We start from the raw sequence: 22,129 nt of genomic DNA on the forward strand, positions 1-22,129 counted from the left end.
TTACATGGAAGAAACGAATAATAATGAAACTGGCCGTTATTTATTTGAACTACTAAAATAGAGCAAAAAGGGTAGAAAACAAAAAAAGGACGGATTTTTTTCAAACAATCCGTCCTTTCTCTTTACTTGGATTCAGATTAGACAATGGCATTCTCAGGACACATTCGTACGCATTTTCTGCAATTACGGCACAAGGCTTCTTCGATAAAAGCTTTTCCTTGCATTAGCCTGATAGCATCCGTAGGACAAATACTCACACACGTACCACATCCGGTACACTTTTCAGGTTGTATTTTTGGAAACGGTTTCGGTGAAATATTCGGCGTTGATGGCTCAGAATGAATTAATGCATAATTTGGTGCATCGTGATTAAATGACACATCTTTATCTTCACGCATTAAAGCTACATGACAGGTGGGACACTTCAATGTTATACAAGGAACGCCATGAACATGAGGTTCGCTATATCCACAAACCGGGCAAACACAATAGATATCTGCTTCTCCATGATGATTATGACGGTTACCATGCATATCTTCGCTACAATAATTAAAATCTTTCATATGTATAAAGATTTAATTGAACAAAGCTAGTTCTCCATTCTTGTAAGCTTCAAAAGCTTGTTTCATAGTCATTTCACCAGCCCCTGTAAAAATCTGCATAGGTAATTTTTGTAAAATGACTGAAGCGTTTCCGCCCGGTCCGTTTCCTGTAATTAAAACGTCAGGTCTGAGTTCAAAAAGCTGTTTTGCAGTAGCTGCCCCAGCTCCGTGAGCCTCACTTTCGGCTACTTTGTTGTCAAAATACGTTAGCTGGTTTGTCTGTTCATCGTAAAGCACAATAAATTCTGTCCGACCAAAGCGGGCATCCATTACCGCTTCCCATGTTGTTCCTTTAGTTGTAAAAGCAATTTTCATATGATATATTTATTTGTTTTCAGAAGGTATTGGGCTATGTTATTCTTGAAAAATACCGCCCCATTATGCTTATTTTAGTGTTTATATCTGATTGAATATCTTTATTTTATTCCACGCTTCTTCAATTTTTTCTGCAACAGCATAATCTCCATTTTCAACCACAGTTTTTCCTTTAATCATCATATTTGTAAAAATGGGATCAAAAGGAATACTTGTCAGAAGTTGTATATCTTTGTGTACTAAAAAGTCAATAATTTGTTGATATATAGCATGATTTAAGTCAGACTTATTAATAATGCATCCTGATTTCAGCTTAAATCGCTTTACAACTTCCACTACGCGTTCCAGATCGTGTAATCCTGAAACAGTAGGCTCGGTAACCAGAACAACATAACTGGCTCCAGTTAGTGAAGATTGCACAGGACATCCAATCCCGGGAGAACCATCTACAATAACATAGGGTGCATTCTGCTTAAATGCTATCTTTTTGGCTTCATTCTTAACTTTTGCCACTAATTTTCCTGAGTTTTCAGCTCCAATATCCAGATCGGCATGAATCATCGTATTGTTTGCTTTGGTATTTGATATAAACCATCGCCCAGCTTTTCGTTCTTCCATATGAATCGCACTTGTTGGACAGATTCTCGCGCAATAACCACATCCTTCGCATGCAATGGCATTAATCTTATAGATTCCCTCCTGATAGGGAATAGCATTGAAACGGCAAATATCCGCACACTTCCCGCACTGAATACAGGAGTCTGCATCAATGACAGCCAATTGTCCACTATAAAACGGTTCTTTATGTTTGATCTCAGGAGACAGCAACATATGCATATCAGCCGCATCTACATCACAATCGGCAACGATAGCGTCATTCCCGGCAAGCATGGCAAAAGAAGCCGTAATTGACGTTTTGCCGGTTCCTCCTTTCCCCGAAATAACAACGATTTCTTTCATTTGCAAATAATATTGATCAATGACAGGCATTCAGCCATATGTCATAAACGTTGTATGAATTCAATGATTTGGTCTAATGCAGCTCTGACAGAAGGAATTTCTTCATAAACAAGCTTCCCTTGCGCATACAAAATTGCAATCTGCCGGTCGAATGGAATAGTTGCCAAAACAGGAATATGATTTCTTTTGCAATATTGTCGTAAATGATCATCGCCCGCATCCGAACGGTTAATGACAACTCCGTAAGTCTTACTCGTTTTTTGCATGGCCTTCATAGCCAATTTTACATCATGCTCACCAAAAGGAGTCGGTTCGGTAATTAAAATTACAAAATCAGCTTCTTTGGTTGCTTCGATCATTGGACACGAAGTTCCCGGAGGACAATCGTACAGCATAATTGTCTGTGGTGAGAAATGAGCATCAACATACTGGTGTGTTTGGGCAATAAGAGGAACCGCTTGCTCTTCACCAACTCTAAGGCGACTTTCGACAAAGGAGAAATTCCCCTCTTGTGAATGCTTTAATTCGCCTATTTTATGTGGGATCATTGGTAATGCCTGAGTAGGGCAAAGTTCGGAACACGCATAACAACTATGACACAGTTCGTCAAACACCATGATTTCATTCTCTAATTGCACAATGGCATTAAAGTTACAAATCTCCTGGCATTGACCGCATAATATACATGCATCAGCATGCCAGGATGGAATAAACTTGAACTTATCTTCTTGGTTCAACCTGGAAAATGGCAGAAACAATGCATCATTCGGTTCTTCCACATCCACGTCTGCCAGAACAACGGGTTGACGTTTGCTCCAATAACTGGCAAGATTGGTTGATAACAACGTTTTTCCTGTTCCACCTTTTCCGCTTGCTATGGCAACCTTCATTTCACAAGCTTTAATGAGACAAAATAGTGCGTATTCAAGTCTATATAAGCATCTTCCTTAAAGCCATATGCCTCAATCGTTGATTTCAGCTCTTCCTTCGAAAATCGGATATGTCTGGGAGGGCCAAAAGGAGTATCGGGTTTGAATTCTATGAGATTCAAATGAGCACCATTAGGCAACTGTTGAGCAAAAAGTAAAAGCATTTTATTCTGACATTGAATATCATGAAATGAATTGGAAAAGAAAATATGCGTAAAGGCTCTTAAATCAGCATTCAAAATCCATTTACAGGCATCAACATCCAAAGTGGTAATGTTCGGATTTTTATAAAAAGCACTGTCAAAACTGGCTGAAAACAGTTCTATTGCCAGAACTTTTTCACAATGTTCCGCAAATTTCGAGCTATAATAACCATCCCCGGAGCCCACATCTATCAATGAATCTGCCGGAGTGAGATTCATTTTTTCCATGATAGCATCTGCAATTTTTGCTTTGTGCTGAATGCTACCATGTTGATTTTCATTGTTATGAAATAAGTGCATATAGTTGTAGAATGAAATTATTTTCGGTGATATTTGACGATGCAAATATAATGAACTATTGTTCATAATAAAATCTGTTTAATCATATTTCTGCTTTATTCACTGCAACAAAACAGAAACACTAGGTCATACACAAATAAAACGCAACAAAAAAGGTTGCCCTTTGAGCAACCTTAATGTATTGGCTAATAAAAGAAAACAGCTTGATTACAGCATCAGAAAGGAAGAATAGAATTAAACATTAAAACGAAAATGTAGTATATCACCGTCCTGTACAATATATTCCTTTCCTTCAATAGCAATTTTACCGGCTTCCCGACAAGCCGTTTCAGATCCAAAACGCACATAATCTTCATATTTAATGACTTCTGCACGAATGAATCCTTTTTCAAAATCAGTATGAATAATGCCTGCGCATTGTGGCGCTTTTTGTCCCCGGTGAAACGTCCACGCTCGGGATTCGTCTGCTCCTGTAGTAAAATAAGTTTGAAGATCTAATAAGTGATACGCTGCCTTAATCAAACGCACCACGCCTGATTCCTCCAATCCGATTTCCTGCAAGAACAGCTGGCGTTCTTCATACTCTTCCAGTTCAGCAATCTCGGACTCTGTCTTTGCCGCCAATAAAAGTAAATCGGCGCCTTCATCTTTAATTGCCTCTTTCACTTGTCCAACATACGGATTGCCACTCAAAGCCGAATTTTCATCCACATTACAAACATACAATACCGGCTTATTAGTCAGCAGAAACAAATCAGCCGCTAATTGCTCTTCCTCTTTGTTGTTCAGTTTAACAATTCTTGCTGGCTTGCCTTGTTCAAGCACTTCTTTATATTGCAATAGTATATCTACAAGCTTCTTAGCCATTTTATCACCACCGGTTTGCGCTTGTTTTTGTACCTTGTTAAGCCGATTCTCGACTGTTTCAAGATCTTTTAGCTGCAATTCAGCATCAATAATCTCTTTATCCCGTACCGGATTGACACTACCATCAACATGGACTACATTATCATCATCAAAGCAGCGTAGCACATGAATAATTGCATCCGTTTCACGTATATTGGCCAGAAATTTGTTACCAAGGCCTTCTCCTTTGCTGGCTCCTTTTACCAAACCTGCAATGTCAACAATCTCAACCGTAGCCGGAATGACACGTTGTGGATGATCTATTTCAGACAATTTAATCAATCGTTCATCAGGCACAGAAATTACGCCTACATTGGGATCAATCGTGCAAAACGGGAAATTAGCCGATTGTGCTTTTGCATTTGACAAACAGTTAAATAAAGTCGATTTTCCCACATTTGGCAAGCCGACAATGCCGCATTGAAGAGCCATAATAATTCAGATAAATAAAACTTAAAATAGACGACAAAGGTACAAATTATTTTGGAGAGCAGGCGTAACCGCTTTCAAATCATTTTTCAAAACTTCTAAAACAAAAGGAAAATAGGTATCTTTGCAGAAGAATCAACCCAAACGTTCTGGATAAACAAAGCCGGAATAACAACAAATCATGTACGCGATGAATAGTGACTCAACAACAGTCAATAAAAAGGGAGTTCGTCAAATGTTTGACGACATTGCTTGGAGATACGATTTTTTGAATCATTTTCTCACATTTGGTATCGATATATGGTGGCGACGCAAAGCCATTCAACTGATCAGCAAGAAAAAAGGAGCTGTTATGCTCGATATTGCCACTGGAACAGCCGATTTGGCTATTGCTCTTGTAAAATACAGGAATCCATTTCAGGTCATTGGAGTCGATGTTTCCGAAGGAATGTTGGAATTTGGAAAACAAAAAATCCAGGAATTAGAACTCACAGAACAAATTATCCTGCAGCAAGAAAACGGAGAAGCATTGTCTTTCCCGGACAATTCATTTGATGCAGTGACCATTGGATTTGGCATTCGCAATTTTGAACATCCAGATAAAGGACTTGCTGAGATGTTCAGGGTACTGAAGCCTGACGGAGAATTGGTTATTCTTGAATTCTCACGTCCTAACAATCCTGTTTTGAGCCATATATTCGATCTCTATTTTTGCTATGTGTTACCTCATATTGGTAAAATATTTTCCAAACATAAAACGGCGTATACTTATCTACCCGAAAGCGTCAAGCAGTTCCCATACGGCAAAAATTTTGAAAAAATGATGCAACAGGCAGGGTTCTCTAAAACGTTGTTTCGCCCTTTGACACTGGGAATCGTAACCATTTACAAAGGGACAAAACTATAATCAAAGCCAACTTAATAGCGAGCATTAGGTTTCTCACTACGAATAGATTAGTATTTCAACATGATCAAGCAATTCATTAAATGGTTCCATATTATACGGCCTGGAACCCTTTCGGCAGCAGCTGCACCTGTATTTGTCGGAAGTATAGTAGCTGCGCAGGAACATGCATTTGAATTATCAACAGTCGTTGTGGTATTCATAGCTGCTATTGCCATTCAAATAGCATCAAATCTGATCAACGATTACTACGATTATAAAAAAGGTTCTGACAAGGAAAATCGTCTTGGGCCGAGACGTGCCATTAGTGAAGGTACGGTAACTCCTAAAGCCATGAAACTGGCCATTGGTGTGGATGTTATTATTGCACTTCTTGCTGGCTTCTATCTTGCTGCTCTTGGCGGATTACCCATTATTATTATTGGTCTTCTGGCACTCTTTTTTGCATGGTTATATACGGCAACTCCCTATTCACTCAGTTATTTAGGCATTGCTGATTTATTTGTTCTCTTGTTTTTTGGACCAATTGCATCTGCCGGAACAACCTATTTGTTAACTGATACATTTTCAGAAACATCTATCTGGCTTGGATTGATTAACGGCACTATCTCAATGGCAATATTAACAGTAAACAACTTACGGGATATTGATAACGATCGCAAAGCCGGAAAGAAGAGTCTGATTGTACGTTTTGGAAAACGATTTGGAGAATACGAATACCTTTTATTGTACCTTCTGGCAATTCCATTCCTATGGATGGCTGAATCATCGTTCGTACTTAGCTATCTGATTGTTCTGGTAGGATTTTTTCTTTTTCTCAAATTACGTAAAACGACAGGAAAGCAATACAATAAAATGTTGATCTTTACAGGTCTTTCCAATTTATTGTTTGTTATTTTCTTACTACTTGACGTTATCTTATTTGGATGAACTGTTACATATATGTATGTATAAACGATGAAACTATAAAAAATTGATAGCTAATTCTTTGCCTGTTGCCTGTTTCAACAAGCAAAAATCAGAATTTAAACTCTCATTTTTCAACTAATTTTGCAGTCTAAATAAAAATCGAAAAAAATGACTCATTCGTACGAAACAATCTACACGCTAGGAGAGTTTGAATCATTGGTTGAAAAGGAAGATGCCTTACTGGTATATTTTTCGCATGAGCAATGCAATGTTTGCAAGGTATTAAAACCTAAAGTAGCACAGCTACTCCACGATCAGTTTCCGAAAATGAAAATGGTATATGCAGATACGGAAAAAAGTCCGGAAATTGCTGGCCAAAACAGAATTTTTGCGGTTCCCACTATTGTGGTTTTTTTGGGTGGAAGGGAATTTTTCAGAAGGAGCCGTAATATTGGCATAAACGAATTGGCAGCATTAATTGAACGGCCATACCAAATGATGTTTGAAGCGTAGTTTCAAAACATCAATTGTATCAGGCAGTGTTACGTATAATCTTTCGTAAGGCTGCTTGTTTTGTTTTAAATCACCTTCTTGAAAAAAGCAATTAAATATCATATTATTAGCATTTTACAGTAAATCCATCATCTTTCTTTATTATGTTTTTTGAAATTCCATGCAATAAAAAGTCATAAGATAATGTATCTTTGGGTTCTAATCATTACAAATAATTCAAATCTATGCAATACAAATCATTAGGAAATACAGGGTTAAAAGTATCCGAACTTTGCCTTGGAACCATGACTTTCGGTGGCCAGGGCATGTGGACAGCTATCGGCACATTATCACAAAAAGAAGTGGAAGCACTTGTAAAAGAATCTATTGATGCTGGCATTAACTTCATTGATACAGCAAACGTTTACAGTTATGGCTTAAGTGAACAAATGACTGGACTGGCTATCCGCCATTTGGGTTTAAGACGCGAAGAACTGGTCATAGCTACAAAAGTAAGAGGGGCTATGAGCGAGGCTCCCAATCAGAGCGGGTTAAGCCGAAAACACATTCTGCATCAGGTGGAAACAAGTCTCGAACGACTTCAGACTGACTATATCGATTTATATCAGATCCATGGATTCGATCCCGAGACACCAATGGAAGAAACCTTGTCTGCATTAGACAGTCTGGTACAAAGCGGAAAAACGCGATACATCGGCTGTAGCAACCTGGCAGCCTGGCAAATTATGAAAGCGCTGGGAATTTCAGCAAAGGAACAGCTATCCAAATTTATTTCGCTTCAGGCATATTATACCATTGCTGGCCGGGATATTGAGCGCGAAATTGTACCATTATTGAAAGATCAAAATATGGGACTGATGGTATGGAGTCCTTTGGCCGGAGGGTTTTTAAGCGGCAAATACACCCGGAATAATTCCTCCGGAGAAGGACGACGCGTTAATTTTGATTTTCCACCAATCAATAAAGAGAAAGCATATGACATTATTGACGTGATGCAACGCATTGCAAACGAAAAAAATAGTAGCGTAGCTCAAATTGCTTTAGCCTGGTTGTTACATCAACCGGTAGTTACTTCGGTGATTATTGGAGCAAAAAACCAAACCCAACTAACAGACAATCTCAAAGCGGCATCAATTAAACTCACGGAAAAGGATCTCGACGATCTGAACGAAGTCAGTAAGTTAATGCCAGAATATCCTCAATGGATGATTGACAGGCAAAGCAGTAATCAAAAACGATAGTTTGAGAGAAATCTCTTCTGATTGGATAACAAAAAAGAACAGCAAAAAATTGAAATCTTGCTGTTCTTTTTTAGATAATAATCCAAAGTGATTTAATAAGCTCTGGCAAAATAAACTCTTTGTGCTGAAGGTTTTCCTGTTACCATACATTTCCCCGGAGTTTTATCTCCCTCAAGCGGAATGCAACGAATGGTGGCCTTGGTCTCGGCTTTGATCAGTTCCTCCGTTTCAGGAGTGCCATCCCAGTGAGCCAATAAAAATCCTCCCTTTTCAATTTCCACTTTGAATTCTTCGTAGCTGTCAACGGTACGGGTGACAGATGTTCTGAAATTGAATGCTTTTTGGTAAATATTGTCTTGTATCTCATCCAATAATGCTTTAACATAAGCTTCAATATTTTCAATGGAGCGGGTTTCTTTGGTTAAGGTATCACGCCGTGCTATTTCAATGGTACCATTGTCAAGATCACGTGCACCCAAGGCCAGGCGAACCGGCACACCTTTCAGTTCATATTCGGCAAATTTCCAACCTGGTTTTTTATTATCGTTGTTGTCATATTTGACGCTTACACCCAACGCACGCAATTTTCTGACAATTTCGGCTACTTTGCCATCAATCTGAGCCAACTGTTCTTCACTCCGATAAATCGGCACGATGACAACTTGATAAGGCGCCAGTTTCGGAGGCAATACCAAACCGTTATCATCCGAGTGGCACATGATGAGTGCACCAATCAAACGGGTGGAAACGCCCCACGAAGTAGCCCAGACATAATCCCTGTTTCCCTCTTTTGTAGCAAAAGTAACATCAAATGCTTTGGCAAAATTCTGTCCCAGGAAGTGGGATGTTCCTGCCTGCAACGCTTTTCCATCCTGCATTAAACCTTCAATGCAAAATGTCTCGACAGCACCGGCGAAACGTTCGTTTGGTGACTTCACTCCTTTCACGACAGGCATTGCCATAAAATTTTCGGCAAAGGAAGCATATACTTCAAGCATTTGTTTAGTTTCAGCTAAAGCTTCAGATTCCGTTGCATGTGCCGTATGACCTTCCTGCCATAAAAATTCAGCAGTGCGTAAAAATAATCGCGTACGCATTTCCCAGCGAACTACATTAGCCCACTGGTTGATCAGCAGAGGCAGGTCGCGGTAGGACTGAATCCAGTTTTTATATGTGCTCCAAATGATAGTTTCGGAAGTGGGACGCACAATCAATTCTTCCTCCAGTTTTGCAGCCGGGTCTACCACTACCCCTTTCCCTTCGCTATCGGCTTTCAGGCGGTAGTGGGTCACTACTGCACATTCTTTGGCAAAACCTTCCACATGCGCAGCTTCCTTGCTCAAAAACGATTTTGGAATAAAAAGAGGGAAATAAGCGTTCTGATGCCCTGTCTCCTTAAACATCCGGTCGAGCTCGGCTTGCATCTTTTCCCAAATGGCATACCCATAAGGTTTGATAACCATACAACCGCGTACAGCTGAATTCTCTGCCATATCAGCTTTAATAACCAAATCCTGATACCACTGGGAATAGTCCACACTACGCGGTGTCAGCTCTTTTAATTCTGCCATAATTTATTCTTAATATAGAGGTATAAAACACTGTTTATAACCAACACAATAATCCTGTTGGTGGAAATACGTAATATAATTTTTGAAGATGCAAAGATACAATTTTCCAGGCAGGCTGAAAACAACGTCAAGTCAATCGTTACATTATTCTCCTAATTGATAAAAGAACGTAAATTTTGAATTAGATACAAGAAGAAGCCCTCTGCAAACATCAAACAGAGACATAATTGCTTAGCATCATTAACACTCTTATAATAAATCAAATATAGTGATCATATCAACCGTTATTGTAAGCATTCGCGCTGTCCATATTTTTTTGTTTCGAATGCATCTAAACTGCGACACCAACTAAAATAGCGTACTTTCTTCACTTTCAAACAAGAAAACGGGACAAATACTTTTCGTTTTGCAAGGGTTTTGCTATTTTTGCAACCCAAAAGCAATGATTCGGCAGATTGGAACATAGGGTCAATTTGCTTATATGGAACGTTGAAAATCATTAAAATAAACACCAAAACCAAATCGAATGAGTCTTAAAATTGTAGTCTTAGCAAAGCAAGTACCTGACACGCGCAATGTAGGGAAAGATGCCATGAAAGCAGATGGGACGGTGAATCGTGCGGCTTTGCCTGCCATTTACAATCCTGAAGATTTAAATGCTTTGGAACAAGCATTACGGCTAAAAGATCGTTTCCCGGGTTCAACCGTGACGATTATCACCATGGGGCCGGGTCGCGCAGCGGAAATTATCCGTGAAAGTTTATATGATTATCCGCAAAGCGACCTGTTATAAATTCTGGATTTGAAATCGGTATTGTAATTTGCAGCGGCAAACACTAATCTATCGAACATCTTTTCCCCGAAATATCTTCGGTTGAACTTATAGCAGAACTCATTGAGATAATATTGTAAATACTCTTTTTTAAGCTGGTGGTGCATATCAAGTAGTAAACGTTTCACGTTTGCAATACTGATATGAACCCATGGAAGTATCTTCTGAAGGTCTTCTGGTTCAATAACCTGAGCCTTTTGAGACTCCACAGCTTGATGTAGCTTAAAAAATGTTTTTGAATCATCGGTGGTTAATTCCGCCTTTGAATCAATTTGTTCTTTGACAATTTCAACGGCAGTGTCAGCTCTTAAATCAGGCACTACCTGCATTTTAATGTGGTTTATCTTTTTGGGCTTTTTACCCGGTTTTGGATTTTCAACCACAATGCTTTCTGTCATTACAAGGACTTTAGACTTATTCTGACTGCCTGCACCACGTTTTAAGTTCTGTTGCTTACAGTCATCACTTATCAGAGTGGTAATAAAAGCATTGTCAAGTTCTATTTGTCCCGAAAGCTGATATTCATTGTCGCGTTTACCCATTATGTCGCTCAATTTCTTGTGCATTTCCCAAATGGGTTGATAGCGTTTATGTCCCAGTTGCCGTTGCAACTCGGAAGCCGAAAAAGATTTTTTGGTACTGGTCAAAAGGTGCATGGCAACATACCAGTAACGAAAAGGGAGTTTAGAAAATTCTAATACTGTACCCCTTCGTATGGACTGGCGATGATGACAATGCGTACACTCGTAACGTAGCTTGTTTTTAAGCCAAATATGTTTTGTGCTGCCGCATTTTGGACAAACAATACCGATTTGATCCCGTTGCGCCTTAAAATGCGCAATACAGGATTCCTCATCGGGAAAATTTAGAATGAAATTCAAGAGATTCATAGCGTGTATTTTTACTGTTGAATACGCTGTAAATATAATGTATTTCAATGAATTATACAAATATATTGAGAACTTTTTATTACAAACTCAACCGTAATTCTGGCCTCTTTTTCTACAGGTCGCTTTGCGGATAATCATTAAGTTTATATCGTGGAGCCGACGAAGGCTTTCTGTTAACCGACCGCGCATTTGCTGGTTCGGATACGTTGGCTACTTCCTACGCTTTGGCTTGTGCCGTACGAAATCTCCCACAGGTTGATGTCATTGTGTGTGGCCGTCAGGCTATTGATGGCGATACCGCTCAGGTTGGCCCTCAGGTTGCCGAAAAACTGGGATTGCCCCAAATCACCTATGCCGAAGAAATTACGGATGTTACGGATGGCGTTATTACCGTAAAACGCAGACTGGATCACGGTGTTGAAACCGTCAAAGGAAAATTACCGTTGTTAGTAACGGTTAATGGTAGCGCTGCCCCCTGTCGTCCCCGTCATGCCAAACTGGTCATGAAATATCATCATGCAAAAACCATCACAGAAAAACAGGAAAGAGATGATGATTATATGTTCATGTTCAATGCACGCCCTTATCTCAACATTACCGAATGGAGCGTCAATGATATCAAAACCGATATGAACTGGTTGGGACTGAAAGGCTCGCCTACAAAAGTAAAGGCCATCGAAAATGTTGTTTTCCAGGCAAAAGAAAGCAAACAACTGGTTGGTACCGACAACGAGATAGACGAATTAATGAAGGAGTTGATAGCTAACCACACCATCGGATAACCCAAATAGAGTTAGGAATGTAAGAAGATCAGAAAGCAAAGAAATATCAAACCTTGAATTCTGTTTTCTCATCTTCCGCTTTTACTCATTTATTAAAACAAAAACAAATGAACAATATAATAGTCTATCTTGAAATCGAAGAAGCTACCGTAGCGGATGTCAGCCTTGAATTACTTACCAAGGCACGCTCGCTGGCAAATACATTGCAATGCAAACTGGATGCTGTAGCCATTGGCCATAAGCTGGATACAATCGGCACGCAGGTTTTCCCTTACGGAGTCGACACCTTGTTTGTAGCTGACGATCCGCGTCTGGCTCCCTACACCACCCTGCCCCATACTTCCGTTTTAGTAAAACTCTTCAAAGAAGAACAGCCTCAGATTGCTCTTATGGGTGCAACAAGTATAGGCCGTGATTTGGGTCCGCGTGTCTCATCCGCACTTTTCAGCGGTTTGACAGCTGATTGTACTGCCTTGGAAATTGGTGACCACGAAGATAAGAAAGAAGGAAAATCGTATCACAACCTGTTATATCAAATCCGCCCGGCTTTCGGTGGTAACATTGTGGCTACCATCGTGAATCCCGATTGCCGTCCGCAAATGGCTACCGTCCGGGAAGGCGTGATGAAAAAAGAAATTTACGATGTCAATCACAAAGGAAAAGTCAAAAAACTGGACGTTTCCGCTTATGTTCAGGAAAGCGATTTTCTGATAGATGTGATCAACCGCCATATTGAGAAATCAAAAAGTAACCTCAAAAATGCCCATATCATCGTTGGCGGGGGATATGGCATGGGGTCAAAAGATAACTTCAAAATGCTCTACGAACTGGCTGATGTACTGGGAGGCGAAGTGGGAGCATCGCGTGCAGCTGTCGATGCTGGTTTTGCAGACCACGACCAGCAGGTTGGACAGACAGGCGTAACCGTTCGCCCGAAACTTTATATTGCCTGTGGCATCTCCGGACAGATTCAACATATTGCCGGCATGCAGGAAAGCTCCATTATCATTGCTATCAATAATGATAAGAATGCTCCAATCAACCACATTGCCGACTATGCCATCAATGCCAACGTGGAAGATGTCATCCCTAAAATGATACGGTATTATAAACAGAATAGCAAGTAGATAGGTAGATAGTAGGTGGTAGATAGTAGATAGTAAAAACAGCATTAAACTGTATAGGATGAGTAATTATGGCATCTATTTTCTTCCCCTGAAGGATATCAATCACAAATGCTACAACAATGAAAACAAATAATTTTGAAGATTTGGTTGTTTGGCAACAAGCATATGAATTTGTTCTTAAAATATATACAACAACATTGCTATTTCCGAAAGAAGAGTTATTTGGGTTAACCTCACAATTTAAGAGAGCCTCTGTATCTATTGCCGCAAATATTGCTGAAGGATACAAAAGATCAGGGATAAAAGATAAACTGCGATTTTATAATACCTCTGAAGTTTCTATAAATGAATACCTTTATTATATTATTCTTTCGAACGACTTACACTACATTGACCAACAAAAACATGATGAACTTTATCAGGCGGCTTCTTCTGTTTCAAAATTATTAAATGCATACTGTAACGGAATTATTAATAATACAAATAACCAAGCATAGTAACAGTAAACAGTCAAAATACTGGTAGTCCTACTTACTACTATCTACTGTCTACTATCTACAAACTTTCCAACAATGGCAAATTATTATTTAGATAGACCTGAATTGAAATTCCATCTAACGCATCCGTTGATGGAAAAAATTGTGGCTTTGAAAGAACGCAATTTCTGCGAAAAAGATCAATTTGATTATGCTCCTCAGGATTACGAGGATGCTATCGACAGTTATAACCACGTGATGGAAATTATCGGCGAGATTTGTGGTGATATCATTGCCCCAAATGCCGAAAGCGTCGATCACGAAGGCCCTCAGGTAGTCGATAACCGCGTGGTGTATGCCCGCGGGACACAGGAAAACCATGAAGCCCTAACCAAAGCTGGCGTGTATGGCATCTCATTGCCTCGTCAATATGGCGGATTGAACTTCCCCATGGTTCCTTATGTGATGACCGGAGAGATCGTATCACGTGCCGATGCAGGTTTTGCCAATATCTGGGGATTGCAGGACTGTGCCGAAACTATTCACGAGTTCGGCTCCGAGGAAGTTCGCGAGGAGTTCCTACCCCGCATTAATCAGGGAGCTACCTGCTCGATGGACCTGACAGAACCCGATGCCGGTTCCGACCTGCAGGCCGTAATGCTCAAGGCTACCTACGATGACAAAAAGAAAATCTGGGTGCTCAACGGTGTTAAACGCTTTATCACCAATGGCGACGCTCATATCAAGCTGGTGCTGGCACGCTCGGAAGAAGGAACAACCGATGCACGCGGACTCTCCTATTTCGTAGTTGATAACCAGTTTGACAACACGGTGAAGGTTCGCCGCATCGAAAATAAACTTGGCATCAAAGGCTCTCCCACCTGTGAACTTGTTTTCAGCAACACTCCGGCAAAACTGGTAGGTGAGTTGAAGATGGGTCTGATCAAATACGTTATGTCGCTGATGAATGGCGCCCGCCTGGGCGTTGGAGCACAATCAGTCGGGGTATCCCAGTCTGCTTACGACGTAGCGCTCGATTATGCCAAAGAACGCCAGCAATTCGGGAAAGCTATCATCGAGTTCCCAGCTGTGTTTGAAATGCTTTCTATGATGAAAGCCAAACTCGACGCTTCACGGGCTTTACTTTATGAAACAACCCGCTTCGTTGATGTTTATAAAGCGTATAATATGATTGCCGAAGGTCGCACCCTGACAAAAGAAGAACGTGCCGACGCAAAAGAATATCAACGTATGGCAGACATGATGACACCGATGGTGAAAATGTTCGCCAGTGAATTTGCCAACCAGAACGCATATGATGCAATCCAGATTCATGGTGGTTCCGGGTTTATGAAAGATTATGCCTGCGAACGCATCTACCGTGATGCCCGTATTCTGACTATCTATGAAGGAACGTCACAATTACAGGTAGTTGCCGCCATCCGCTTTGTTACCAACGGAGCTTATCTGGCAAAAATCCATCAATATGAAACACAGCCTATTGCTCCTTCGTACGAAGGTCTACGCAACCGGTTGAAATCATTGGCCGCACAGTATGAAAAATCGGTTAATACGGTAGTCGATTCCAAAAACAATGAATTCATTGATTTTATGGCACGCCGTTTGGTCGAAATGGCAGGACATCTCATCATGAGCCATTTGTTAATCATTGATTCATCACGCGATGATATGTTTGCGCGTTCCGCCGAAATTTACATAAACTTTGCAGAAGCCGAAATCAATAAGCATGTTTCATATATCGATAGCTTTGATATGGATAATGTTGGTATATATAAGATTCACGACAATAATTAACGTAAAACTAAATTTTGTCCTATAAGAAAAGGGTATCTGAAATTTTTCAGATACCCTTTTCTTATAGGTGTAATGCTATGATTTTGAACTATTTTAAATGCAATCATAATACTAATTGATATATATTTACAATAAAAGTTCCATTTATCCATATAATTAAAATCAGGCGTATTTATTTCCACCTAATTTTGAAAGTATGATTTCGGAAGAAGGTATTGTTCAGGACAACAAACCTCCAACTCCAATAACCATACTCATCCTTTGCTGATAATTAGTTCATAAAAATCTTTTAAAGAATTGCAGTGTAAACTATACAGAAAAATTCAAAACACAAGCAATGAGATTTGTAACGCAAAAAACTGCCACTCTAAAAACAGAATGGCAGTTAATAAATAAACTACACCAATCTAAATAGTACATTATTTATACGGATCAGGGATAGGAACTCCATCCTTCATAATGTATTTATATCACCTCTATTGCGTATTTTAACAGAAATAGAAAAAGGTTGACTATGAGGAGCAATACCCCATTTCATATTGGGTTTCGGTCCCATAACATAAACAAGTTTACCCCCATTCTTTATTGCATCGAAAGGAATATAGGTTTTATCCCATTTTTCCCCATTCAGCGTCATGGACTGGATATAGATATTTTTTTCAGAATAATGGATTGCCCTCATTTCAATTTTGTTACCGTTTGAAAGATTGACAGTAGCTTCTTCGGCACAGGGGCTCCCGATCACATATTGATCATTCACAGGGCATACAGGATAAAATCCTAATATATTGAAAAGATACCAGGCTGACATCTGCCCGCAATCATCATTCCCGCATAAAGAATTGGGCTTATTTCCATATTGCGTTTGCATGATTTGATGGACCCAATACTGGGTTTTCCATGGTGCACCAGCATAATCAAATAAATAGGCTATTTGTTGACCGGGTTCATTTCCATGCCAGTATTGCCCAATGGCACCAACTATTCCTTCATCCTCATTCTGTTTCGACGAGGTTGGCGTTATAAACACTGAATCCAGTTTTGCGATAAACCACTTCCTACCCCCTTCGAGATTAATTAACTCCTGAACATCTTGGGGTACATACCACGTATATTGCCAACTGTTTGCTTCCGTAAAATCATATGAATAGGTATTGGGGCTAAACGGGACTCGCCAAGTCCCGTTAACGTCTTTCCCACGCATAAACCCTGTTGAAGGATCAAACACATTCTTATATGACATAGATCGATTAATAAAATAATTATAATCAGCTTCCTTCCCCAAAGCTTTGGCCAACTGTGCAATGCTATAGTCATCATAGGCATATTCCAATGTTTTGGATACCGATTCATTTTCCAGATTATCTGGGACATAACCCAGTCTGTTAAATGTAGCTACATGATCGTAATCCAGATTCATTGCGGTTGCCTTCATCGCTTCATAAGCTTTTTCCACATCGAAATTATGGATCCCTTTAAGGTAAGCATCGGCAATAACAGATACTGCATGATAGCCAATCATACACCAGGTTTCATTATTATAAAATATGATTATCCGCAAAGCGACCTGTTATAAATTCTGGATTTGAAATCGGTATTGTAATTTGCAGCGGCAAACACTAATCTATCGAACATCTTTTCCCCGAAATATCTTCGGTTGAACTTATAGCAGAACTCATTGAGATAATATTGTAAATACTCTTTTTTAAGCTGGTGGTGCATATCAAGTAGTAAACGTTTCACGTTTGCAATACTGATATGAACCCATGGAAGTATCTTCTGAAGGTCTTCTGGTTCAATAACCTGAGCCTTTTGAGACTCCACAGCTTGATGTAGCTTAAAAAATGTTTTTGAATCATCGGTGGTTAATTCCGCCTTTGAATCAATTTGTTCTTTGACAATTTCAACGGCAGTGTCAGCTCTTAAATCAGGCACTACCTGCATTTTAATGTGGTTTATCTTTTTGGGCTTTTTACCCGGTTTTGGATTTTCAACCACAATGCTTTCTGTCATTACAAGGACTTTAGACTTATTCTGACTGCCTGCACCACGTTTTAAGTTCTGTTGCTTACAGTCATCACTTATCAGAGTGGTAATAAAAGCATTGTCAAGTTCTATTTGTCCCGAAAGCTGATATTCATTGTCGCGTTTACCCATTATGTCGCTCAATTTCTTGTGCATTTCCCAAATGGGTTGATAGCGTTTATGTCCCAGTTGCCGTTGCAACTCGGAAGCCGAAAAAGATTTTTTGGTACTGGTCAAAAGGTGCATGGCAACATACCAGTAACGAAAAGGGAGTTTAGAAAATTCTAATACTGTACCCCTTCGTATGGACTGGCGATGATGACAATGCGTACACTCGTAACGTAGCTTGTTTTTAAGCCAAATATGTTTTGTGCTGCCGCATTTTGGACAAACAATACCGATTTGATCCCGTTGCGCCTTAAAATGCGCAATACAGGATTCCTCATCGGGAAAATTTAGAATGAAATTCAAGAGATTCATAGCGTGTATTTTTACTGTTGAATACGCTGTAAATATAATGTATTTCAATGAATTATACAAATATATTGAGAACTTTTTATTACAAACTCAACCGTAATTCTGGCCTCTTTTTCTACAGGTCGCTTTGCGGATAATCATTTTATAAAAAGACCAAATTGGTAACAGATGGTCGACACTCTGGTCATAATGGGCCAGCATAGACTTTACCATATCAGCTGTGCGCTTTGCCTGTATCAGGTTGAACAACGGGTCTAAAGCACGGTAGGTATCCCAAAGTGAAAAGGTAGTATAATCCGTAAAGTCCTTTGCTGTATGTATATTTTGATCCAGTCCCCGATATTCTCCGTTCACATCAGAATAAACACTGGGTAACAGAAATGCATGGTATAGGGAGGTATAAAAAGTCTCCTTTTGCTCATTATTCCCTTCAATGCTCATTTTATGCAGCTCTTGATTCCATGTAGTTCTTGTCTGAGCAACTACTTTATCGAAATCCCATCCGGGTATCTCAGCATCCAGATTCTGTAGAGCATTAGCGGCACTGACGGCTGAAATGCCTACCTTCACCATAATTACCTGCTGGTTACCTGTGTGGTAACGAGCATAAAACTGAATATCCGTCCCTGAACTTTCATATTTACTTGTAAAACGATACGTGTTATAGAAAACAGGTTTTCCGCCATTCATAATTCCACATTGTTCAAAAGGTGCTGAGAATCTCGCAGCGAAGTAAAGATAACGTTCTTTTGCCCATCCATGAACCATATGGAATCCGGTTACCAATTGTTTATTTTCTATTCGCAGATGTGACCAAATGACTTTCCATTGTAAAACGTGGGCCAAATCAAGCATAACGTTAGCGCTGTCCGATTTTGGAAACGTAAATTTCAGCATTCCTGCTCTTTCTGTTGCGGTTAATTCCACCTGGATTTTATATTGCGGCAAGTAGACAGAATAGTATCCGGGAGATGCTTGTTCCTGACTGTGTGAAAAAGGAGTTATATAGCCTGAATCAGGCTTACTTGTTACTACAGGTCGAAATTTTAAATGCCCAACTGAAGGAACAAAAAGGAAGTCTCCCAAATCTGGACATCCGGTACCACTAAAATGGGTCATACTGAATCCATATAGGGTACTGTCTTTATATCTGTAACCAGCATCAGCCTCCCAGTCTTTAATATTCGTATCCGGACTGAGCTGTACCAGTCCAAACGGAGCAACCGCACCCGGATAAGTATTGCCGTCTCCTTCAGTCCCTACAAAAGGATTCACATACTGACTTAGGTCCGAGACCTCTTTCTCATTTGAATGCATTTGGTGCGCTTTTTGCTGGCAGTACAAAAAAACTGCTGTGCACATTAAACCAACTAATAATATTATTCTTTTCATAATTGACACATTAAAACATCAATAGATAATATAATAGTAAGACTCTCTTAATATGTTATTCTCGACACCGGACAATCTTTCAGCTGTGTTGCCCATGAAGATGGTTTGTCGCCCATCCGGAAGATCAGCCTGCCGCCTTGCTCTATCGTTTTCCTTGTGATGTAGGAGTAGGGATAGTCCTTCCCATTCAGCGTCGCCGATTGAATGTATTTATTGGCCTTGCTCACATCCTTCGCCTCTACCTCAAAGGGATGTCCGCTTCCTGTATGCAGTGTGATTTTCGAAAACACCGGACTCCCAATCGCATATTCTCCACTGGACGGATTCACCGGATAGAAGCCCATCGCTCCAAAGACATACCATGCTGACATCTGCCCGCAGTCGTCATTCCCGCATAGCCCCGACCGTGTGTCGGTGTACAGCGAATCCATGATCTCCCGGACCCTGTCTGCTGTTTTGTAGGGTTCGCCAACGTAATCGTACAGATAGGCTATCTCATGGCTGGGTTCATTCCCCTGTGCATATTGGCCGATCATCCCGCTTACATCGGGTTCTCCCGGGTTATTATTGATAGAGGGTTGGTCAAAAAGGGAATCTAATTTATGGGCAAAGGCTTTCTTCCCTCCGATCAGATGGACTAACCCGTCTACATCCTGCGGGGCAAAAAAGGTGTATTGCCATGAATTGCCTTCCGTAAAGTCATCACTGCCTAACCGTGATACGTCGATCGGGTTAAAGGGTTCCCTCCATTGGCCTTGGGTGTCTTTCCCCTGCAAAAAACGGGTGGCTGGGTTATAGAGATTCTTATAGTTTTCTGCACGTTGCATGTATTTCCTGTAATCGGCCATCTTCCCCAGCTTCCTGGCTACCTGTGCCACACACCAGTCGTCATAGGCGTATTCTACGGTGATCGATACGGAATTGTTTTCTACGTTATCGGGGACATAACCGTATTGATGGTAGGCTTTCATGCCCCGGATGGTATCCTCTACAGTGGCTTTCATCGCCTGGTAGGCTTCTGCTATGTTGAAATCGGGATGGCCGTGCAGGCAGGCTTCTGCTATAACCGGGATACTGTGGTTCCCGATCATGCACCAGGTCTCGTTGGAATCCAGTTCCCACACCGGGAGTCGTCCGCCTTCCTTGTACATGGCCAGCATGGATTTGACAAAATCGTCGTTGGTCTTGGGTTCTATCAGCGAATAGAGGGGGTGGGCTGCCCGGAAGGTGTCCCACAGGGAGAAAACGGTGTAGTAGTTAAAGCCTTGGGCTTGGTGTACTTTCCTGTCCATGCCCACATATTGCCCATTGACATCGCTATAGAGGTACGGGGCCAGCAGCGAATGGTACACGGCCGTATAGAACGTGCGCTTCTCTGCTGTGCTGCCTCCTTCTACTTCTATCTTCGATAATAGCTTATTCCAGCTCTTTTCTGCCGAGGCTCTCACGGCCGAAAAGTCCCATCCGGGGAGTCCCGATTCCAGGTTGGCTTTGGCATTGGCGATGCTGACGGCTGAGATGGATACCTTCACGAGTACGGGTTGGCCTGTGGTACCGGAAAAGCGTATCAGGGCTTTTTCTATTTTCCCTGTCCCTGCTGCCTTGTCTTCTTCTATCTGTCCGTCATTGTCTATGGCTTTCTTTTCTATCGGCTGGTTGAACTTGGCATAGAAATAGACATACCGGTCGTGGGCCCAGCCTGTGGATTGCCGGTAGCCTTCTACTGCGTCATCGCCTACAAAACGGATCGAAGAGGATACCGTTTTGTTCTGTATGCCCCGTCCCAGGTCAATAATCATATCCCGGTCTCCCGTCTTGGGATAGGTGTAGCGTTGCAACGCGCAGCGTGCGGTGGCCGTCAGTTCGGCTTTGATGCCATAGCTTTTTAGCATTACTGAATAGTAACCTGCGCTGGCCTGTTCGTCCTGATGGCTGAAGATGGAGCGGTAGCCTTCTCCGGGATGTTCCTTACTCCCGGGTTCGGTTTTCCACCCTCCGGTATAGGCCATAAAGAGAATGTCGCCCAGATCGGCAGCACCTGTCCCGCTTAAATGGGTGAGCGAAAAACCCATCAGAGACGTGTCGCTGTCATGGTATCCCGAACACCAGTCCCACCCGTCTTCTCCTGTATCGGGACTCACCTGTACCATCCCATGTGGCAGGCATGGCCCGGGAAACGTATGCCCATGAGCTCCTGTCCCGATAAAGGGATCGACATACTGGGTTAAATCTTGGGAGGACGCCTTGCCCCCACTGAACCATGCCAGTAAAACAACTACAAAAATCAAACTCTTTTTCATTAGTCTGTTATATTTTATTCATTTACGGTTTAACCTTAAAGGGGCTCATTAATCGTAATATTTTATTACCACTTTAGAGTAACATGTATGCCTTGTGGATTATTATCAAAACTCATCCAGCACGTTTTTGTTAAGGGATCCCAAGATGTCTCGATATTTGAAACAATTTGCCCATCAACATTTTGAACTAATATCGAAACTGGCAGCTAACACAAATCCCGTTAAGAAAAT

The 22,129-nt window shown here is 40.9% G+C and carries 19 protein-coding genes and 2 pseudogenes; 9 read left to right on the plus strand and 12 right to left on the minus strand.

Annotated features, from left to right (window positions below; genetic code table 11):
• Positions 1 to 137: 137 nt before the first annotated feature.
• The 6 genes from FHX64_RS14240 to ychF form a co-directional block, all read right to left on the minus strand.
• Positions 138 to 563, minus strand: coding sequence for a 4Fe-4S binding protein (locus FHX64_RS14240; RefSeq protein WP_221202130.1), 426 nt, complete (start codon positions 561 to 563; stop codon positions 138 to 140).
• Positions 564 to 575: 12 nt separating this feature from the next.
• Positions 576 to 917, minus strand: a complete 342-nt coding sequence (locus FHX64_RS03195) for a NifB/NifX family molybdenum-iron cluster-binding protein (protein ID WP_183412397.1) — start codon at positions 915 to 917, stop codon at positions 576 to 578.
• An 81-nt stretch (positions 918 to 998) separates the two neighbouring features.
• Positions 999 to 1,877: an ATP-binding protein gene (locus FHX64_RS03200; RefSeq protein WP_183412398.1), complete on the minus strand. Its 879-nt coding sequence runs from the start codon at positions 1,875 to 1,877 to the stop codon at positions 999 to 1,001.
• Positions 1,878 to 1,918: 41 nt separating this feature from the next.
• Complete coding sequence (locus FHX64_RS03205; protein WP_183412399.1) at positions 1,919 to 2,767, minus strand: nucleotide-binding protein; 849 nt, start codon at positions 2,765 to 2,767, stop codon at positions 1,919 to 1,921.
• On the minus strand, positions 2,764 to 3,309 hold the full coding sequence (locus tag FHX64_RS03210) for an rRNA adenine N-6-methyltransferase family protein (RefSeq protein WP_183412400.1): 546 nt from the start codon (positions 3,307 to 3,309) through the stop codon (positions 2,764 to 2,766). Before FHX64_RS03210 ends, FHX64_RS03205 begins: the two co-directional genes overlap by 4 nt.
• A 234-nt stretch (positions 3,310 to 3,543) precedes the next feature.
• The gene (gene ychF / locus FHX64_RS03215; protein WP_183412401.1) at positions 3,544 to 4,647 is read right to left on the minus strand and encodes a redox-regulated ATPase YchF; all 1,104 of its coding nucleotides are present in this window, start codon (positions 4,645 to 4,647) and stop codon (positions 3,544 to 3,546) included.
• Between the two features lie 187 nt (positions 4,648 to 4,834).
• Here ychF and ubiE point away from each other — a divergent pair, with 187 nt between their 5' ends.
• The 4 genes from ubiE (at position 4,835) to FHX64_RS03235 (ending at position 8,211) form a co-directional block, all read left to right on the plus strand.
• Positions 4,835 to 5,551, plus strand: coding sequence for a bifunctional demethylmenaquinone methyltransferase/2-methoxy-6-polyprenyl-1,4-benzoquinol methylase UbiE (gene ubiE, locus FHX64_RS03220; RefSeq protein WP_221202131.1), 717 nt, complete (start codon positions 4,835 to 4,837; stop codon positions 5,549 to 5,551).
• 60 nt (positions 5,552 to 5,611) lie between these two features.
• Positions 5,612 to 6,478, plus strand: coding sequence for a 1,4-dihydroxy-2-naphthoate octaprenyltransferase (menA, locus tag FHX64_RS03225; RefSeq protein ID WP_183412403.1), 867 nt, complete (start codon positions 5,612 to 5,614; stop codon positions 6,476 to 6,478).
• Between the two features lie 147 nt (positions 6,479 to 6,625).
• The gene (locus FHX64_RS03230) at positions 6,626 to 6,970 is read left to right on the plus strand and encodes a thioredoxin family protein (RefSeq protein WP_183412404.1); all 345 of its coding nucleotides are present in this window, start codon (positions 6,626 to 6,628) and stop codon (positions 6,968 to 6,970) included.
• 224 nt (positions 6,971 to 7,194) lie between these two features.
• Positions 7,195 to 8,211, plus strand: coding sequence for an aldo/keto reductase (locus tag FHX64_RS03235; RefSeq protein WP_183412405.1), 1,017 nt, complete (start codon positions 7,195 to 7,197; stop codon positions 8,209 to 8,211).
• A gap of 92 nt (positions 8,212 to 8,303) precedes the next feature.
• On the opposite strand, the gene proS is transcribed toward FHX64_RS03235, so the two are convergent.
• Positions 8,304 to 9,785: a proline--tRNA ligase gene (gene proS, locus FHX64_RS03240; RefSeq protein WP_183413510.1), complete on the minus strand. Its 1,482-nt coding sequence runs from the start codon at positions 9,783 to 9,785 to the stop codon at positions 8,304 to 8,306.
• Positions 9,786 to 10,308: 523 nt separating this feature from the next.
• Here proS and FHX64_RS03245 point away from each other — a divergent pair.
• A pseudogene (locus FHX64_RS03245) lies at positions 10,309 to 10,548 on the plus strand (adenine nucleotide alpha hydrolase family protein); the annotation flags it as partial.
• A 2-nt stretch (positions 10,549 to 10,550) separates the two neighbouring features.
• Here the strand turns inward: FHX64_RS03245 and FHX64_RS03250 are convergent.
• Positions 10,551 to 11,504 (minus strand): IS1595 family transposase, encoded by a 954-nt coding sequence (locus tag FHX64_RS03250; protein WP_183411871.1) that lies wholly within the window; start codon positions 11,502 to 11,504, stop codon positions 10,551 to 10,553.
• 143 nt (positions 11,505 to 11,647) lie between these two features.
• On the opposite strand from FHX64_RS03250, the pseudogene FHX64_RS03255 reads away from it, so the two are divergent.
• The 4 genes and pseudogenes from FHX64_RS03255 to FHX64_RS03270 form a co-directional block, all read left to right on the plus strand.
• Positions 11,648 to 12,286 (plus strand): annotated as a pseudogene (locus tag FHX64_RS03255) (electron transfer flavoprotein subunit beta/FixA family protein); the annotation flags it as partial.
• 107 nt (positions 12,287 to 12,393) lie between these two features.
• Complete coding sequence (locus tag FHX64_RS03260; RefSeq protein ID WP_183412406.1) at positions 12,394 to 13,413, plus strand: electron transfer flavoprotein subunit alpha/FixB family protein; 1,020 nt, start codon at positions 12,394 to 12,396, stop codon at positions 13,411 to 13,413.
• A 119-nt stretch (positions 13,414 to 13,532) separates the two neighbouring features.
• A complete protein-coding gene (locus FHX64_RS03265) occupies positions 13,533 to 13,910 on the plus strand; it encodes a four helix bundle protein (RefSeq protein WP_183412407.1) in 378 nt (125 codons plus the stop codon).
• Between the two features lie 75 nt (positions 13,911 to 13,985).
• Complete coding sequence (locus tag FHX64_RS03270; RefSeq protein ID WP_183412408.1) at positions 13,986 to 15,704, plus strand: acyl-CoA dehydrogenase family protein; 1,719 nt, start codon at positions 13,986 to 13,988, stop codon at positions 15,702 to 15,704.
• Between the two features lie 454 nt (positions 15,705 to 16,158).
• On the opposite strand, the gene FHX64_RS03275 is transcribed toward FHX64_RS03270, so the two are convergent.
• The 4 genes from FHX64_RS03275 to FHX64_RS03290 form a co-directional block, all read right to left on the minus strand.
• On the minus strand, positions 16,159 to 17,265 hold the full coding sequence (locus tag FHX64_RS03275; protein ID WP_281370784.1) for a GH92 family glycosyl hydrolase: 1,107 nt from the start codon (positions 17,263 to 17,265) through the stop codon (positions 16,159 to 16,161).
• Positions 17,256 to 18,209, minus strand: a complete 954-nt coding sequence (locus FHX64_RS03280; RefSeq protein ID WP_183411871.1) for an IS1595 family transposase — start codon at positions 18,207 to 18,209, stop codon at positions 17,256 to 17,258. The genes FHX64_RS03275 and FHX64_RS03280 overlap by 10 nt, the downstream gene beginning before the upstream one ends.
• Positions 18,210 to 18,296: 87 nt before the next feature.
• A complete protein-coding gene (locus FHX64_RS03285; protein ID WP_183412410.1) occupies positions 18,297 to 19,598 on the minus strand; it encodes a GH92 family glycosyl hydrolase in 1,302 nt (433 codons plus the stop codon).
• A 47-nt stretch (positions 19,599 to 19,645) separates the two neighbouring features.
• Positions 19,646 to 21,898, minus strand: coding sequence for a GH92 family glycosyl hydrolase (locus FHX64_RS03290; protein ID WP_183412411.1), 2,253 nt, complete (start codon positions 21,896 to 21,898; stop codon positions 19,646 to 19,648).
• Between the last annotated feature and the right edge of the window lie 231 nt (positions 21,899 to 22,129).

This window comes from Microbacter margulisiae, from assembly GCF_014192515.1.
Classification (GTDB): domain Bacteria; phylum Bacteroidota; class Bacteroidia; order Bacteroidales; family Paludibacteraceae; genus Microbacter; species Microbacter margulisiae.

Excerpts from the sequence above, each read along its gene's own strand:
- FHX64_RS03280 (WP_183411871.1), bottom strand. The coding sequence starts at position 18,209 with ATGAATCTCTTGAATTTCATTCTAAATTTTCCCGATGAGGAATCCTGT.
- FHX64_RS03270 (WP_183412408.1), top strand. The coding sequence starts at position 13,986 with ATGGCAAATTATTATTTAGATAGACCTGAATTGAAATTCCATCTAACG.
- FHX64_RS03200 (WP_183412398.1), bottom strand. The coding sequence starts at position 1,877 with ATGAAAGAAATCGTTGTTATTTCGGGGAAAGGAGGAACCGGCAAAACG.
- FHX64_RS03230 (WP_183412404.1), top strand. The coding sequence starts at position 6,626 with ATGACTCATTCGTACGAAACAATCTACACGCTAGGAGAGTTTGAATCA.
- FHX64_RS03195 (WP_183412397.1), bottom strand. The coding sequence starts at position 917 with ATGAAAATTGCTTTTACAACTAAAGGAACAACATGGGAAGCGGTAATG.
- FHX64_RS03205 (WP_183412399.1), bottom strand. The coding sequence starts at position 2,767 with ATGAAGGTTGCCATAGCAAGCGGAAAAGGTGGAACAGGAAAAACGTTG.
- FHX64_RS03235 (WP_183412405.1), top strand. The coding sequence starts at position 7,195 with ATGCAATACAAATCATTAGGAAATACAGGGTTAAAAGTATCCGAACTT.
- FHX64_RS03290 (WP_183412411.1), bottom strand. The coding sequence starts at position 21,898 with ATGAAAAAGAGTTTGATTTTTGTAGTTGTTTTACTGGCATGGTTCAGT.
- FHX64_RS03260 (WP_183412406.1), top strand. The coding sequence starts at position 12,394 with ATGAACAATATAATAGTCTATCTTGAAATCGAAGAAGCTACCGTAGCG.
- FHX64_RS03265 (WP_183412407.1), top strand. The coding sequence starts at position 13,533 with ATGAAAACAAATAATTTTGAAGATTTGGTTGTTTGGCAACAAGCATAT.
- FHX64_RS14240 (WP_221202130.1), bottom strand. The coding sequence starts at position 563 with ATGAAAGATTTTAATTATTGTAGCGAAGATATGCATGGTAACCGTCAT.
- menA (WP_183412403.1), top strand. The coding sequence starts at position 5,612 with ATGATCAAGCAATTCATTAAATGGTTCCATATTATACGGCCTGGAACC.
- FHX64_RS03210 (WP_183412400.1), bottom strand. The coding sequence starts at position 3,309 with ATGCACTTATTTCATAACAATGAAAATCAACATGGTAGCATTCAGCAC.
- ychF (WP_183412401.1), bottom strand. The coding sequence starts at position 4,647 with ATGGCTCTTCAATGCGGCATTGTCGGCTTGCCAAATGTGGGAAAATCG.
- FHX64_RS03285 (WP_183412410.1), bottom strand. The coding sequence starts at position 19,598 with ATGAAAAGAATAATATTATTAGTTGGTTTAATGTGCACAGCAGTTTTT.
- FHX64_RS03250 (WP_183411871.1), bottom strand. The coding sequence starts at position 11,504 with ATGAATCTCTTGAATTTCATTCTAAATTTTCCCGATGAGGAATCCTGT.
- ubiE (WP_221202131.1), top strand. The coding sequence starts at position 4,835 with ATGAATAGTGACTCAACAACAGTCAATAAAAAGGGAGTTCGTCAAATG.